This is a genomic window from Gemmatimonadaceae bacterium (assembly GCA_020846935.1).
In the GTDB taxonomy this organism is placed as follows: domain Bacteria; phylum Gemmatimonadota; class Gemmatimonadetes; order Gemmatimonadales; family Gemmatimonadaceae; genus RBC101.
The window spans coordinates 1-14,969 of sequence record JADLCY010000002.1 but is presented as its reverse complement, the minus strand read 5'-3'; the positions used below and the strand labels follow the sequence as shown (position 1 = coordinate 14,969).

Annotated in this window: 13 protein-coding genes; 7 read left to right on the top strand and 6 right to left on the bottom strand. The window is 67.0% G+C overall.

From position 1 onward, the window contains the following. Positions 1-309: 309 nt before the first annotated feature. From IT361_03990 to IT361_03975, 4 genes are all read left to right on the top strand, one after another. Positions 310-1,089, top strand: coding sequence for a succinate dehydrogenase (locus tag IT361_03990; GenBank protein ID MCC6316831.1), 780 nt, complete (start codon positions 310-312; stop codon positions 1,087-1,089). Continuing rightward, positions 1,090-2,904 carry a fumarate reductase/succinate dehydrogenase flavoprotein subunit gene (locus IT361_03985; GenBank protein ID MCC6316830.1) on the top strand — a complete coding sequence of 605 codons (1,815 nt, stop codon included), beginning with the start codon at positions 1,090-1,092 and terminating at the stop codon, positions 2,902-2,904. Between the two features lie 70 nt (positions 2,905-2,974). Further along, positions 2,975-3,739 carry a succinate dehydrogenase/fumarate reductase iron-sulfur subunit gene (locus IT361_03980; GenBank protein ID MCC6316829.1) on the top strand — a complete coding sequence of 255 codons (765 nt, stop codon included), beginning with the start codon at positions 2,975-2,977 and terminating at the stop codon, positions 3,737-3,739. A gap of 145 nt (positions 3,740-3,884) precedes the next feature. Continuing rightward, positions 3,885-4,385, top strand: a complete 501-nt coding sequence (locus IT361_03975; GenBank protein ID MCC6316828.1) for a hypothetical protein — start codon at positions 3,885-3,887, stop codon at positions 4,383-4,385. A gap of 105 nt (positions 4,386-4,490) precedes the next feature. On the opposite strand, the gene IT361_03970 is transcribed toward IT361_03975, so the two are convergent. The 6 genes from IT361_03970 to IT361_03945 form a co-directional block, all read right to left on the bottom strand. Beyond that, positions 4,491-5,672, bottom strand: coding sequence for a hypothetical protein (locus tag IT361_03970; protein ID MCC6316827.1), 1,182 nt, complete (start codon positions 5,670-5,672; stop codon positions 4,491-4,493). Beyond that, positions 5,669-6,703, bottom strand: a complete 1,035-nt coding sequence (locus IT361_03965) for a DUF4956 domain-containing protein (GenBank protein MCC6316826.1) — start codon at positions 6,701-6,703, stop codon at positions 5,669-5,671. The genes IT361_03970 and IT361_03965 overlap by 4 nt, the downstream gene beginning before the upstream one ends. A gap of 119 nt (positions 6,704-6,822) precedes the next feature. Further along, positions 6,823-7,005: a hypothetical protein gene (locus IT361_03960; protein MCC6316825.1), complete on the bottom strand. Its 183-nt coding sequence runs from the start codon at positions 7,003-7,005 to the stop codon at positions 6,823-6,825. Positions 7,006-7,408: 403 nt separating this feature from the next. Continuing rightward, positions 7,409-7,636 (bottom strand): hypothetical protein, encoded by a 228-nt coding sequence (locus IT361_03955; GenBank protein ID MCC6316824.1) that lies wholly within the window; start codon positions 7,634-7,636, stop codon positions 7,409-7,411. A 260-nt stretch (positions 7,637-7,896) separates the two neighbouring features. Beyond that, complete coding sequence (locus IT361_03950; protein ID MCC6316823.1) at positions 7,897-10,002, bottom strand: Ig-like domain-containing protein; 2,106 nt, start codon at positions 10,000-10,002, stop codon at positions 7,897-7,899. Positions 10,003-10,137: 135 nt separating this feature from the next. Then, positions 10,138-12,168, bottom strand: coding sequence for a dehydrogenase E1 component subunit alpha/beta (locus IT361_03945; protein ID MCC6316822.1), 2,031 nt, complete (start codon positions 12,166-12,168; stop codon positions 10,138-10,140). Positions 12,169-12,534: 366 nt separating this feature from the next. On the opposite strand from IT361_03945, the gene IT361_03940 reads away from it, so the two are divergent. The 3 genes from IT361_03940 to IT361_03930 all read left to right on the top strand — a co-directional run. Further along, entirely contained in the window at positions 12,535-13,020 is a 486-nt protein-coding gene (locus tag IT361_03940) for an HIT family protein (GenBank protein ID MCC6316821.1), read from the top strand. Between the two features lie 324 nt (positions 13,021-13,344). Continuing rightward, entirely contained in the window at positions 13,345-13,671 is a 327-nt protein-coding gene (locus tag IT361_03935; protein MCC6316820.1) for an HNH endonuclease, read from the top strand. 252 nt (positions 13,672-13,923) lie between these two features. Next, positions 13,924-14,969, top strand: a 1,046-nt coding sequence (locus IT361_03930; GenBank protein MCC6316819.1) for a DUF11 domain-containing protein, incomplete at its 3' end; no start/stop codon positions are given.

The following is a 14,969-nucleotide window of genomic DNA, read 5'->3' as shown; positions in this document are numbered from 1 at the left end:
GACTGGAACGGGTGGGCAAGGGCCTGGCCGCGGGTGCCCTCAGCCAATGGCATTGCCGCGGTATTTCCGACGAGGCGAGTACGTGAACCCCTGCGAAAGCCGCCGCGCCAGGACGGGCGTGGCCGCCAGGCGTCGCGTGGTGCGATCGCGTGGTCACGGGCTCGAGCGCGCTCGACCCGAGGCTTCGTCCCCACGCCCTCTTACCCGCGCGCCGTCCCCATGCTTGTTTTGCGGCGCCTTGCCGGTTGCTGCCCACAATCCCTCACACTGTCCTCGCTCGTGACCCTGCCTCAGCGGTCGTTGCCGGTGATGGAACCGCGCGGATTCGGAGAGACGCTCCGCCGCGACGCCTGGTGGGTGCCCAACGTCTTCATCGTCACGATCCTCACGAGCTTTCTCGTGTACGCGACGTGGGCCGCCTTCCAGAACGCGCACTACACCCACGGGCCCTACCTCTCGCCCTTCTACTCGCCCGAGCTGTGGGGAGACTCGCCGCACGCCTGGTTTGGTCCAAAGCCGGGGTGGTGGCCGGTGTGGCTCCCGTTTTCACCCGCGCTGATCATCCTGCCGATTCCGGCGCTCTTCCGTTTCACCTGCTACTACTACCGCGGCTCGTACTACAAGGCGTTCTGGGCGGATCCGCCGGGATGTGCGGTCGGTGAGCCGCGCCGGAGCTATCTCGGTGAGCGCTACTTCCCGCTCGTCCTGCAGAACGTCCATCGCTATGGCCTGCTCCTCGCGTTCATCTTCCTGATCTTCCTCTGGCACGATGCGTGGAAGGGCTTCTGGTTTGCCACGCCCGGCGGACAGACGACCTTTGGCATCGGCGTGGGCTCGATCGTGCTCGTCGCGAACGTCGTGTTGCTCACCGGCTATACGATCGGATGCCATTCGATGCGGCACGTGGTCGGCGGCATGCTGAACCGGATCTCGGGGTCACCGGTGCGAAAGCTGGCGTACGATTGTTCGAGCGTTTGCAACCGGAGCCACATGAACTGGGCCTGGGCGAGCCTGTTCTCCGTAGCCCTCACCGACGTGTACGTGCGGCTGTGCTCGATGGGCGTCATCACCGACCTGAGGATCCTGTAGATGTCGGTCGAGCGCATTGAGCACGATGTGCTGGTCATCGGGGCGGGTGGCGCAGGGTTGCGTGCGGCGATCGCGGCCGCGGATGCCGGGGTGCGCGTCGGCCTCGTGTGCAAGTCGCTGCTCGGCAAGGCGCACACGGTCATGGCGGAGGGAGGCATGGCTGCGGCGATGGGTCACGTCGACGATCGCGACAATTGGCGGGTGCACTTCGCCGACACGATGCGCGGCGGACAGTACCTCAACAACTGGCGCATGGCCGAGCTGCACGCGAAGGAGGCGCCGGATCGCGTGCGCGAACTCGAAGCCTGGGGTGCGGTGTTCGATCGGACGGCGGATGGGCGCATCCTGCAACGCAACTTTGGAGGACACCGATACCCGCGGCTGGCCCACGTTGGCGACCGGACCGGTCTCGAGATGATCCGCACGCTGCAGGACCACGCGATCCACCAGGCAATCGACGTGCACATGGAGGTCACGGTCAGCGCGCTGTTGATGGACGGCGGTCGCGTGGCCGGTGCACTCGCGTACGATCGTGAGCGAGGCCGCTTTCGCGTGTTTGCCTGCAAGGCGATCGTACTCGCCACCGGCGGCGTGGGCCGTGCGTTCAGGATCACGAGCAACAGCTGGGAATACACGGCCGACGGCCACGCGCTGGCCTGGCGCGCGGGCGCCGAACTGATGGACATGGAGTTCGTGCAGTTCCACCCGACGGGCATGGTCTGGCCGCCGAGCGTGCGGGGCATCCTCGTGACCGAAGGCGTGCGCGGCGAAGGCGGGGTGCTTCGCAACTCGCAGGGCAAACGGTTCATGTTCGAGGACATCCCCGAGAACTACCGGAACCAGACGGCCGACAGCGAAGAAGAGGGGTGGCGCTACACCCAGGGCGACAAGGCGGCGCGTCGCCCGCCCGAACTCCTCACCCGCGATCACGTGGCGCGGTGCATCCAGCGTGAGGTGCGCGAGGGGCGCGGGAGCCCACACGGCGGCGTGTTCCTCGACATCGCGTGGATCAAGGAGCGGATCCCGAACGCCCCAGAGCACATCCGCAAGAAGCTGCCGTCGATGTACCACCAGTTCATGCAACTGGCGAACATCGATATCACCACGACGCCCATGGAGGTGGGACCGACGACCCACTACGTCATGGGCGGCGTGCGAGTGGATGGCGATTCACAGATGAGCACGGTGCCCGGGCTCTTTGCCGCCGGCGAGTGCGCGGCCGGCCTGCACGGGGCCAACCGGCTCGGCGGAAACTCCCTCTCCGACCTTCTCGTGTTTGGCAGGAGAGCCGGAGAACACGCGGCTACGTTCGCCCGGGAGAATCCGGGGGCGCGAGTGAACCAGGGAGAGGTCGACGCCGCCGTCTCCGCCGCGCTCGCGCCCTTTGATCGTGGCGCGGGCGGCGAAGCGCCCTACCAGATCCAGCACGAGCTGCAGGACATGATGCAGGAACTGGTGGGCATCGTGCGCACCGAAGACGAAATGGCACGCGCGCTGGCTGGCGTGGCTCGGCTCCGCGAACGCGCCGCCCGCGTGGGCGTGCAGGGGAACCGTGAGTACAATCCCGGATGGCACACGGCGCTCGACCTGGACAACCTCCTCATCATCTCGGAAGCCATCGGCCGTGCGGCGATCGAGCGCAAGGAGAGTCGCGGTGGCCACTTTCGTGACGACTATCCCGAGAAGGACCCGGCATACGCGAGCTTCAACATCGTGGTGAAGCGAGGGGCGGACGGGTCCATGCATCTCGAGCGGCGGCCCATTCCGCCCATGCCGGATGAGCTGAAGGCGATCATCGAGGAACAGAAAGCGTGACGGATGGACGGATAGTCAGCTGGACGGCGGGGTAGCGGAGGGACGGGGAGACGCTCAATCACTGGTCACCATGCCGAACACTCAGTTCCGGATCTGGCGGGGCGAACGCGGGAACGGTGGCTTCAGGGACTACACCACCGAGGTCACCGAAGGCATGGTCGTGCTCGACGCCATGCACCAGATCCAGGCCGAGCACGCCAACGACATGGCGATCCGCTGGAACTGCAAGGCCGGCAAGTGCGGGTCATGCTCGGCGGAGATCAACGGTAGCCCGCGGCTCATGTGCATGACGCGCATGGATGAGCTGCCGACGGACAAGCCGATCACGGTCGAGCCGATGCGTGCGTTTCCGCACGTGCGCGACCTCGTGACCGACGTGTCGTGGAACTTCGAGGTCAAGAAGAAGATCAGGAAGTTCAGACCGCGAACGCCGGACGCGCCCGACGGCACCTGGCGCATGCAGCAGGTCGACGTCGACCGGGTGCAGGAGTTCCGGAAGTGCATCGAGTGTTTCCTCTGTCAGGACGTGTGCCACGTCCTGCGCGATCACCACAAGCACGACGAGTTCATCGGGCCGCGCTTCTTTGTGTACTCAGCGGCGCTCGAGATGCACCCGCTCGACACCGAAGACCGGCTCGCGGACCTCAAGGAAGACCAGGCCATCGGCTACTGCAACATCACGAAATGCTGCACGAAGGTCTGCCCGGAGCACATCACGATCACCGACAACGCGATCATTCCGCTCAAGGAGCGTGTGGTCGACGAGTTCTACGATCCCGTCGTCAAGCTGGTGCGACTGTTCAGGGGCAAGTCGGCCAAGGGCACTCGAGGGTGAATCCGGAACTGATGTCTGCTCCGCTGCTCACTCGGATCGGGCGGCTCGCGTTTACCACGCGCGTTGCGCGGCGAGCACGCGGGCTGCGCCGAAACAGAACGCCGCATCGGCCCATCGACTGACCACACTCTCACCGAATAACGCCGTGCCTCACCTCAAGCCGATCACCCGCGAGGGCGTGCCGATGGCGCTGCAGAAAGCGCATCGGTATCGCGTCCTGAACGACTCGGTTGCGGCCGAGAGCATCTGCCTCGACGTTCTGGCGGTCGAGCCCGACAACGCCGATGCGATCGTCATGCACGTCCTCTCCATCACGGACCAGTTTGGCGAGGGCCGGGGCGCGGACCTGCAACGCGCCAACGACGCGGTCGCGCGACTCACCGATCCGTATCGCCAGGCGTACTACAGCGGCATCATCTGCGAACGGTGGGCCAAGGGCATCCAGCACCGCGCGCTGCCGCGCGCCGAAGAGATGGCCTGGGAGTGGATCGACCGCGCGCTGGGTTGGTACGAAAAGGCGGAGTCGATCCGGCCGGCCGGGAACGATGAGTCGATCCTGCGCTGGAACACCTGTGTCCGAACGCTCGAGCGCCACGGCAACATGCGCCCGCGCGCGGCCGAGGCCTACGAACCGAGCTTCGAATAAGCCGAGGCGCCGCCAACGGAAGAGGGTGGCGCCTCGCGCCTCACAGCGAAGTGCCCGCCGGCGTGCGCCGTATCGTGGCGGGCTGCATGGCGCTCCTGCGAGAGGCTACACGCCGGCCTTCTTCTCGCACTGATCGAACAGCTCGCGCTTGAGGCGACCCGGGTTCTCGATCACCGAGAAAAAATCCTGCAGGTAGCTGCGTGCGTTGTTCTGTTCATCGCGTGAAAAACCCGGCACCGCCTCGATGGCCGCAAACATCGCCGGCTTCTTCGCGATGAAGCGGGCGGCGGCGGCCTGGTATGCTTCGATTGGTCGGCACGGGCCGCGATAGCGGCGCTCGCGTACCGATCGTAGCCCCATGCGCGGGTCCGGCGTGGCGTAATGCGCCCCCACCAACCCGGAGAAATCAAAGTCATAGGCCAGGGGGATGACCCTGCCCGTCGTTGTGGCTGCAACGCGGATGTTGTGCAGTGAGTAGATCGAGAAGTCGGTGTTGCCGATGGCGTATTCGAAGAACGAGACGTTCATGAGCTGGTCGAGGTCGAGATCGTCGAACAGCGCGCCCCGCATCTCGCGCACGTTGGCCTGCAGTCGGCGGCCGACGTCGTTTTCGCTCTCGATGAACAGGGCCACGCGCCGTGCCACGCTCTTTCCCGACGCGGAGTCCACGTAGTTGGCCATGGCGAGCCGCGCCCGGAAGCTCTGATCGGTGACGGCGTTGAACAGCGAATAGGCGAGGTACTCGCGCCGCGTGTATTCGTCGTACCGGTCGTCGTTGTTCTGGCAGTGGGTGCCGAGCTTGATCCCCTTCTGTCCGGCGAATGGTGTGTCCTTGAGCCCCGAGTCGGGGAAGTCGATGCGCAGCGGCACAAAGCGGCAATTGCGCGCCATCAGACGAAAGTGGCCGCGCGTGCGCAGCCGCACCGGAATTCGCCGGTCTGCCCCCGAGGAGTCCTTCACGACCACCACGCCGTCGAACCGCTTGGTACTCAGCGTGTCCCGGTCGCGGGAGATGGCGCCGTAGTTCGCGATGAGCGTGAACTCCACCGGATCCGTGCTGGCAAAGAGCGCTCGCGATGCCGCCTTGCGGGCGCGGTCGATGCGCTTCTCCTCCTCCGCGCGCGCGCTGTCCGCCGCCGTCATGGGCTTGTCGTCCTTCTTGCCCTTTCCGGCGCCCTTTTCCGACTGTCCCAGCAACACCGCCGGCAGGAAGCCGGCGCCGATGCACGCCGCGAGGAGCCATGCTCGGCTCAAGTGCCCCGCGCGAACCACGGTGTGATCTGTCATGTCTCGGTCACCTCGACGGAGGTCACGTGTTCACTGGCGTCGTTCTCGATGAACGTCGCGAGGTCGGCAATGGGAATGGCTCGTCGCGCCCGCACCTGATAGGTAAGGCGCGTCCCACCGGGGAGAAACTCCGCACGGGCAAACTCATGGCGCTTGGCCCGCTCCTGCAGGATGCGCTCGACCGCGGGCCGGCCGGCGTCGTCCGATATCGTGATCAGCATGGTCGCGTCCCATCGCTCCGTCGTGCCGTCCGAAACTTCGTTCTTTCGACGCTTGACGCGCTGCGCCAGCGCTTCCAGCTGGGCGGGCGCCATGCCCTCCAGGATCTCGCGGTCGATGCGCGCCACGAACTGACTCGTCCTGTTCGCGATCTGCAAGGCGCGCTGCAAATGTTGCTCGGCGCGCGCGTCCTCGAGCCCCGGCGGCGTGCGGCCGAAGTCCGTGTACCAGAGCCCGAGAGCCAACGCCGTAAAGATCAGCGAAAGCGCGGCGGCGAACTCCAGGTGCACGCCACACGCCAGGCCGAGCGCACTGACCGCGAAGATGAAGACGGCGTCTTTGGAATCATCGAGCGTCGTGCGGAAGCGCACGGCGGCGACGATGCCGGCCAGGGAAAACGCCAGGCCGATGTTGTTGCGCACCAGCAGGGCCACGGCCGCCACAACCGCCGGCAGCAGGACGATCGTATGCACGACAGACTGCTGGTACCCCTTCTTTTGTCGTGTGTGCATGTAGACCCAGGCCATGGGGAGGGCGAGGGCGAGGGCACTCACGCCAACGAGAATGGCGAGCATCGCCATCTCGTGGCTGCTCTCCATCGAGGGGAGAGCCGAGGGGAGCGGCGCGGTGAGGTCGCGGGAGATGCGCGTCTCTCCCATCACGGGCCCGAGGTTCCGGGCGAGAAAGTCGCGCACGGGGGCCGGCATGACGTTCCACGCGACCCAGACGAGGCCGAAGAGGGCGGCGTAGTACAGGGTGAGCCGAGCGATGATGCCGCTGAGGAGCGCGCGTAGCCGGGAGGGGCCGGTCATCGGGGAGGGCCGAGGGTGGTCAGCCCGGATTCTAAGCGCTGGCGGGGGTGGGGCGCGAGTCGCCGGCGCCGCCTAACGATTCGAGGGGCGGCAGTCCGCGGGACTTCGGCCGCTCGGGCCTACGCGACCCGGACGACGACCCAGAGGAGCGCCCCGCCGAGCAGAACGCCCATGGCAACCCGCCGCTGGAACTCCAAACGCGCGTTCCGGACGCGATGATACGTGACCGTGTGCGTCCCGATCATCTCGAAGATCCGCTCGCGCTGCGCCTCATTCACCCACATGCCAGTCGTCCGTTGCATACCTCGTGCCCCCTGCGGCTCCATGCCCCGATCCTCCCGGTTCTCGCGTCAAAGTCGCGTCCCGCAACGCATTCACGATGGGGAGCCCTCGCGCGGCGGGAAACTCGGGGAACCCCGAGTGACGGGCCTCTGCGACAGGGGTGAGGACGGGCGGTACGCTCCCCGGCGCCGGGAGGCGCTCCCCAGTAGTCGTATACGTGGTCGAGGACCAGGCCACGCTGGCGCATCAGCGTCGCCAGGAGGGGAATAAGCGCACGCACCCGAACCTGCATCACGACGCGTTTGCGTCCCGGGTCGGACGGTGTCCTTTCGATACGGCGAGGCCAGCGTCGCGCTGTCACGGGCCGGCGAGGGCGATGTCCACGAGGGCGATTGAGACCCTTGATGCCACAATGGTCCCTTGTCAGGCCTTGGTAGCGTGAGCAGTCATCGAGCGGTTCAGGTGCCTGAAGGCGTAACCGCGGAATTGCTTCGGACGCAGGTGTCGTCGTGGCTCGACGAGGCAGGCATCGCCTTCGAAGCCGCTGATGGCGTGGATGACGCGCAGGTCTCCTGGGCGTTTGTCGTCCAGGGCGGGCCTTACCAGTTTCTGGTCGCCCATCGGCGCAAGCCGCCTCAGGGGCCTGAGCATGGAGCTTCACCTGGGCGTTGCCGATACCCAGCTCGATGCCCTGCGGCGCCTGTCCACAGACGAACGAGATCGGTTTGTCTTCGACTTGCGCCTCGCTCCGCTGGCGCGGCCGGTTGGATTCGAAGTTCAGCAGGATGACAACACGTTGCCGATCGGGGTTGTCGTTGGCCTAGCCATCGGCAAACAAGCACGGCATGCAGTGCGCGACACGCGGGTTTCGTCGATGCGCGGGCCTTCGCGCGCCTCGTGCAGAGCCTCGATCAGTCGATCAGCAGGAGGGTGAAACGGCTGTTCACCGGCGCATGCGACCCCCGATTGGCACAGCTCACCGTGACGATCGCGATGTCACCGCCCCCTGGCGCCGGCGCTGATGCCTTGCAATACACGTTCTCCTGGCCGTACGGCGTGATCTGCACGTGCGCGTACCGGCCGTTCACGTCCGGGCTCAGACCCGGAACGCTCACGCGATACCGACCCGTGGCCGTCCGCCGCATGGCGATCGGCTGGCCAGACGACGTGCGCTGGTACGTCAGGCTCGGTGTGAAATCGGTATCGAGCGTGCCGGCCGCGTCCTGGCTCCACATGAAGCCGTAGCGCGCTCCGGGACGTCCCGCTTCGAGCATCAGCACGGAGAAGAGGGCGTCGCCCGCTGCGGAGAGGTTGTCGCAGCTCACGTTGACGAAGGTCCCGAACGACCAGCCGGCGTTCCAGCACGTGGTCGATCCATCGCCGACGGTCGAGACGAAGTAGTTCTCGGGCGTGTTCTGCGCCGGCCGGGGGTTGTTCACCGCCGCGGAGTAGGTGCCCGCGGCACTGCGTGACACGCTGTTGGTCGCTCCCGCGCTGCTCCACGACTGCGACGCCGGTGGTGTGTGACTCGCGCTCGCGTTGCTCGACGTGAGAAAGCTGTGGCGCCCGTCGAGCGATCCATTGCCGACGACCAGCACATACGTGTAGGAGTCCTGCCTGGTGCCGTCGGTCGCATAGCAGGTCAGCCGCACCTCGAGGTCCTCGCCGTTCGGCGCGTTCTGGGTGCTGTTCGCGTGGCACCGCGTGGCCGCACCGCCGCCCTCCAGCATCGAGATCATCGTCACGTCGACGTACGTCGCATCGAGTCGCGCCATCCGCGCGAAGGTCACGGTGTACTCACCCGTCGCCGTACGAACCGCCCGCACGGCGCCGCCGGTGGCATTGAGCGCAGAGGCCGTGAGGGTCTGGCCCGCGGCATCGAGCGGGACGAGCGCCCACGCGACGCGCTGTGCGGGACGGGCGATGACGATCTGCTGCGCGAGCGTGCCCTGCACGCCGTCGGACGCCGCGCGCACCGTGACAGTCCCGGTCCGACGCGGTGTCAGCACGCCGCTCGACGACACGACCGCGATCGCCGTGTCCGACGTGCTCCACGTGACCGGCCGAAACGAAATCACAGTCCCGGCAGCGTTCCGCACGACCGCCGAGTAGGTGCGAGTCTCGCCGACGCCCATGAGTCCGGTCGCGGCGGCTTCGACGGTGACCGAGGCGACTACCGGGGTGAAGGTGATCTGCATAGAGGCGCTCCGGCCCTCCGCGCTGACGGTGATCGTCACGGGGCCACCGGGCGCGACGCCGGTCACCTGTCCGGCCGGGCTCACGGTCGCGATCGACGCGTCGCTCGTGGCAAAGCTGACCGTCCGATCGGTGAGGAAATGGCCGGCCGCGTCATGGATCACAACGTTCAGATTCTGGAATCCACCCACGGGCAGGGTCGCCGAGGCCGGGGCGACGGTGATGCGATCGACCGCGCCGAGCACGCTGACGCGGGATGTCGCGACCTTGCCGTCGATCGAAGCGGTCACAGTGACGTCGCCGGCGGAGATGCCGGTAACCAGCCCGGTGGTGCTAACCGAGGCGACGGCGGCGTCGCCGGAGCTGAACTGCACGGTGCGCCCGGCGATGGCGGCGCCCGCTGCGTCACGTGGTGTGGCGATGAGCTGTACGCTGGCGCCCTGACGGACCGAGACCGTCGCCGGGGTGAGCGTGACCGAGGTGGCGGTGGCGAGCACGGTGATCGAGGCGGTACCGGTGGAGCCCTGGAACGCCGCGGATATCGTGGCTTGTCCGGGAGCGATCCCGCTCACCGTTCCGTCGGAAGCGACGGTGGCGACGGCGGCGTTGGAGCTGGTCCACGCGACGACGACGTTGGCGCAGTTCGACTGCGCGACGGAGGCAACGAAGCCGACGGTCGACCCGGCCACGACCGATTGCGTGGCAGGGGCCACGCTGACCGAGGCCACGGAGCACTGGAGGCCGGAGGGGCTATCCGCGCCACCGCTGCACGCAACGACGGTGGCAAGGATGGCGGGGACGGCGTGTCGGATGGAACGCATGGGGGCGGTGGTGGGGATCCACCACCGACGATACGAACCGACCGCGGCAACGCGTCGGTGCGTCAGGTCACACGTCTGCCCCGGGGAAGCGCGTACGCTGCCCCGGGAGACTCACAGGCGCCGAGTTGCGGTGGGCTAATACCGCGCGATTTCGCGGTAGGCCGAAAGAAAGTCGTCGATCTGGGGAAGGATCGCGTCTTCGAGTCGTGGAGCGTAGCCGACGAAGGTGTCTGTTGACGCGACGCGCCGAACCGGGGCATCCAGCCACGGAAAACACTCGTCGGCAATGCGCGCGGCGATCTCGGCGCCGTAGCCCCAGGAAAGCGAGTCTTCGTGGGCCACGATCACCCGGCTCGTCTTCCGGACCGAGGCGTACACCGTCTCCTGGTCCCATGGCGACAGCGTGCGCAGGTCGATGACTTCGACGGAGATGCCCTCGTCGGCGATCTGGTTGGCCGCGGCAAACGCGCGCTGCAGCGTGGCCCCATAGGTCACGAGCGTCACGTCGGTCCCGGCGCGCACGATGCGCGCTTTGCCGAACGGGATCATGAAATTCGCGCCCGGATATGCGGCCTTGTTGTAGGTCTGTCGGTACAGGTGCTTGTGCTCGAGAAAGATCACCGGATCCTCGCAGCGGATCGCCGTGCGAAGCAGCCCATTGGCATCGAGGGCGGTGGCGGGGCAGACGACGCGGAGCCCGGGGTTGTGCGTGAAGAGCGAGGCGCCGGTCTGCGAGTGGTAGATCGCCCCGCGGATGTAGCCGCCGTAGGTGGTGCGGATGACGACCGGGGCGGCGAAGTTGTTGTTCGACCGCCAGCGCATCGTGGCCAGCTCGTCGCGGATCTGCATGAAGGCCGGCCAGATGTAGTCGAAGAACTGGATCTCGACCACCGGTACAAAGCCGCGTTGCGCCATGCCGATCGCCCGTCCGACGATGTTGGCTTCCGCGAGCGGCGTGTTGTAGACGCGATCCGAGCCAAACTCCTTCTGCAGGCCGTGCGTCACCTTGAAGACGCCGCCCTTGCCCTTGACCTTGCCCAGGTACTGCTCGCGCGAGACATCGGCAACGTCCTGCCCAAAGACCACGATGCGCGGGTCTCGGCGCATTTCGTCCTTCATGCAGGCGTTGAGCAGGTCGACCATGGTCGTCTCGTTGCCCGAGAACTGCGGATCGTCTTCGGTGTCGAATTGCTCGCTCGTCGGATCCACGTCCGGCGAATACACGCCAAAGTAGACGGTGCTCTCGTCCGGTTGCGGTTGGGCGAGCGCGTCATCGGTGGCGGCCATGACCTGCGCGTCCACCTCCTCGCGGAGCGCGGCAAGCTGGGCCTCGGTCGCGTGGCCGTTGGCCACGAGCCAGGCAGGGTAAGTCGTCAGCGGATCGCGCCTGGCGTCCGCCTCGCGCTCCTCGGCGGGCCGGTACAGCACCTCGTCGTCGGAGAGCGAGTGCGAATACGGCCGAATCACGTGGGCGTGCACGAAGGCCGGCCCCTTTCGGTCGCGCACGTGTTGCACGGCGCGCTGCATCACCTCGTAGGACGCCAGGAAGTCACACCCGTCGACCTCCTGGATGAAGAGGCCCGGGAACGACGCGACCAGCTTCGAGATCGAGCTTCCCGCCGTGTTCACCTCGACGGGGACCGAAATCGCGTACTGGTTGTCCTGGATGACGTAAATGACGGGGAGCTGGAGATTGCACGCCGTGTTGAGCGACTCCCAGAACTCGCCTTCGCTCGTGGTGCCATCGCCGGAGGAGACGTAGACGATCTCGTCGCCACGGAAGCCCTCGGACATGCCAAGCGAGGCGGCGCGATGGATGGCTTCAGCGCAGCCAACTGCCTGGAGGAACTGTGTACCGGTTGGCGACGACGCGCTCACGATGTTGAGCGCCTTGTGCCCGAAGTGCGATGGCATCTGTCGGCCACCCGAATTCGGGTCCACGGCGGCGCCAACCGCCTCGTACAGCATTTCCTCGGGCGTCATCCCGAGGGAGAGGCAGAGGGCTCTGTCGCGGTAGTAAGTGTAGAACCAGTCGTAGGTCGGGCGCAGGACCAGGCCAGCCGCCGCCAGCACCGCTTCGTGGCCCGCGCCCGAGATCTGGAAGAAGATCTTGTTCTGTCGCTTGAGCTGGATCTCCTTGTCATCGATGCGTCGCGAGAGGTACATGACGCGGTAGGCATTGACGAGCTGGTCACGGTCGAGGCCGGCGGTGGTGCTGCGCTCGGGATTGGTCTGAGTGGCCACGGGGACGGGGAGAGGGGGCGCGCGGACATCGGGCGGCGGAGGTAAGTATAGCCATGGGCATCCCTGATCGTGGGCCCGTGGAACCTTTATTGTCGGGGCTCGTGCGACCGGCGCTCGTGGTTCGGTTCCCACAGGGTGGGCCCTTGTTGTGGCACCAGCGCCGCGGGGAGGCGCATCGGCCGAACGTAAAGCCCGTCAGCGCAATTGCTTGATGGGGTTCGCGGTGCCGGGTCGCCTGGCACCATCCATGAATGCACCATCCACGTATCCGTTGCCTTCGAGGGCCCGATGGGAGTCGTCACTGCCACACGCCACTGCATCTTCTGCGAGATCGTCCACGGGGCCGGTGAAGCCAGTATCTGCTACGAGGACGATCGCGCCATTGCGTTCATGGACATCCAGCCCGTGAACCCCGGGCACGTGCTCATCGTCCCGCGAGAGCACTACGAGTCGCTGAATGACGTGCCGCACGCGCTCGCGATGCACCTCTTCGATGTGGCGCTCCGCCTTGGCCCGGTGGTGCGGCGTTTGTCCCGATCGCACGACCTGAACGTGGTGGTGAACTCCGGCGAAGCGGCCGGGCAGAACGTCTTTCACTATCACGTGCATCTGATTCCGCGGCGCCCCGACGACGGCTTTGACGTGCCGCTGCCATTCGCCGGCTCAGAGATGCCCGATCGCACCCTGCTGGACGCGATGGCGGCCCGCATCATCGGGGAGCTGCACGATCCCGTGAAGCGGGGCTCGCGCGAACACGCGCCCGCCGGTGCATAACGCGGATGCAACATGCCCTTGCGCAATCCGGAGGTTGACTGCATAACTAAGCAGGCTCCGTGGTGCGCGTCAGGCACCTAACGGGGTCGTCAGGCAACCGGAGGCGAATGCACGCGTCGGATCGACACATCCACGCCCCTCGTCGACTGCCGCCACCAGGCGGCCGTGGCATCGCCTCCCCTCCTCCCAACACCCCGCTCCGGCCTGCCCGGTGCGGGGTGTCGTCGTTTCACGTGAGGTGCCATGTCCCAGCGCGGTGTCCTGCGGGTCTTCCGCCCACGGCCCCCGCGCGCCAAGCGCGCGCGTGCGACCACCCCCCACCACGTGCGACTCCGTGACCACAAGCGCGCGCTGAAGCACGCCACCATGCGCGACTGCGGCCGGCGATGCGTCTACTGCGGTACCTGCCTCGCCCTCGACGTCGCAACGCTCGACCACGTCCATCCGCTCGCGCACGGAGGGACGAGCGCGCCCGGCAACCTGGTCTCGGCGTGCGCCCGCTGCAATCGACTGAAGGGCGACCTGCTGCCCATCGAGTTCTTTTTCCGATACCCGTGGGCCGGCGCCAACTTTGTGCGGTACGCGCGGGCTGTTCATCGGGCCCTCAAGCGCGGCGCGCGCCGAGCCGTGTCGCTGGCCCTCGCAGCATAGAGGCAGCAGGCAGCGTGGGACGTCGGTGGGCGCGCAGCGATTGGAGCGTGCTCACCGGCATTCGGCCTCATTGCGCAGGTCCCAGGGACGCTCTGACCGGGCACGTTGACCGTTTGACGGGCACGGCCGCACCGAGCGTGTGGCACGAGACTTTCCTCAGGTGATCGGCGGTACCCTCCGAACAGGGGGGCCGAGTTCGGCCAGCGCGGAGATCCGCGACCGTGCCGCACCTTCGTCTCGTCGACCGCCTCAATGTCCCGCTCGCTCCGCCGTTTCGTCCAACTGCTGCTGGCTGTCGTGGCGCTCGCGCCCGCGGCTGGCGCCGAACCGGCCGCCAATATCGTTCCGCCGCTCCAGGGCCCGGTGCCCGACGTTGCGATCGACAAGTCGCACAGCGGCAACCTCGTGACGTTCCGGAACAAGACCTACCGGTTGCGTGTCACGAACACCACCGCGTCGCCGACGCCGGCCCCGATCACGGTCGTCGACACACTCCCAGCTGGACTCCGATTCGTGAGCGCCACCGGGAGCGGCTGGACCTGCAGTGCCACGGGGCAGGTGGTGACCTGCCAGCGTTCCACGCCGCTGGGTGCCCGGGCCTCGAGTTCCATTTCGCTTGTTGTCTACGTGGACCTTCCGGCCGCGCCCGCGGTGACCAATCGGGCGCACGTGAGCATGCCGGGCGACGGCGTTCCGTCGAATGACCACGCGGTGGATGCGGGAGCGGTCGAGATCGTGGCCGACGTCGGCATCACCAAGACGGCAAACGGCCCGTTCGCCGTGGGGAGCACCGCGTCGTATACGCTCGCCGTGCAGAACCGCACGGTGCGCACCGGCGCCACGGTCACGGTGCGAGATACGCTGCCCCCGGGCCTCACCTACCAATCGGCAACAGGTGCGGGCTGGAGCTGTTCCGCGGCGGGGAACATCGTGACCTGCTCGACGACCACCCCGATCCCGCTTGGCGTCACGTCGTCGGTGATCCTCACCGTCAACGTCGGGCCAGCGGCCGTGCCCTCGGTACGCAACCGCGCGCGTGTGTCGACGAAGCGCGACGAGAATCCGCTGAACGACACGTCATCGGTGACCGTGCCCGTCAGCCCCGGCCCTCCTCCGGGCAATCCGGATCTCGCGATCGCCAAGGTCGCCACCGGCTCCTTCACGGTAGGTTCCAACGCGAGCTACACGCTGACGGTGAGCAACCCGTCGGCGAACCCGACCACCGGGCCCACCACGGTCACCGACCTGCTGCCCGCGGGTCTGGCGTTCGTGTCCGCGACGGGGCCGGGCTGGTCGTG

What these genes read in the sequence shown, in the direction of transcription:
- IT361_03990 (MCC6316831.1), top strand. Translation starts at nt 310, where the DNA reads ATGGAACCGCGCGGATTCGGAGAGACGCTCCGCCGCGACGCCTGGTGG.
- IT361_03985 (MCC6316830.1), top strand. Translation starts at nt 1,090, where the DNA reads ATGTCGGTCGAGCGCATTGAGCACGATGTGCTGGTCATCGGGGCGGGT.
- IT361_03980 (MCC6316829.1), top strand. Translation starts at nt 2,975, where the DNA reads ATGCCGAACACTCAGTTCCGGATCTGGCGGGGCGAACGCGGGAACGGT.
- IT361_03970 (MCC6316827.1), bottom strand. Translation starts at nt 5,672, where the DNA reads ATGACAGATCACACCGTGGTTCGCGCGGGGCACTTGAGCCGAGCATGG.
- IT361_03965 (MCC6316826.1), bottom strand. Translation starts at nt 6,703, where the DNA reads ATGACCGGCCCCTCCCGGCTACGCGCGCTCCTCAGCGGCATCATCGCT.
- IT361_03960 (MCC6316825.1), bottom strand. Translation starts at nt 7,005, where the DNA reads ATGCAACGGACGACTGGCATGTGGGTGAATGAGGCGCAGCGCGAGCGG.
- IT361_03955 (MCC6316824.1), bottom strand. Translation starts at nt 7,636, where the DNA reads ATGCTCAGGCCCCTGAGGCGGCTTGCGCCGATGGGCGACCAGAAACTG.
- IT361_03950 (MCC6316823.1), bottom strand. Translation starts at nt 10,002, where the DNA reads ATGCGTTCCATCCGACACGCCGTCCCCGCCATCCTTGCCACCGTCGTT.
- IT361_03945 (MCC6316822.1), bottom strand. Translation starts at nt 12,168, where the DNA reads ATGTACCTCTCGCGACGCATCGATGACAAGGAGATCCAGCTCAAGCGA.
- IT361_03940 (MCC6316821.1), top strand. Translation starts at nt 12,535, where the DNA reads ATGGGAGTCGTCACTGCCACACGCCACTGCATCTTCTGCGAGATCGTC.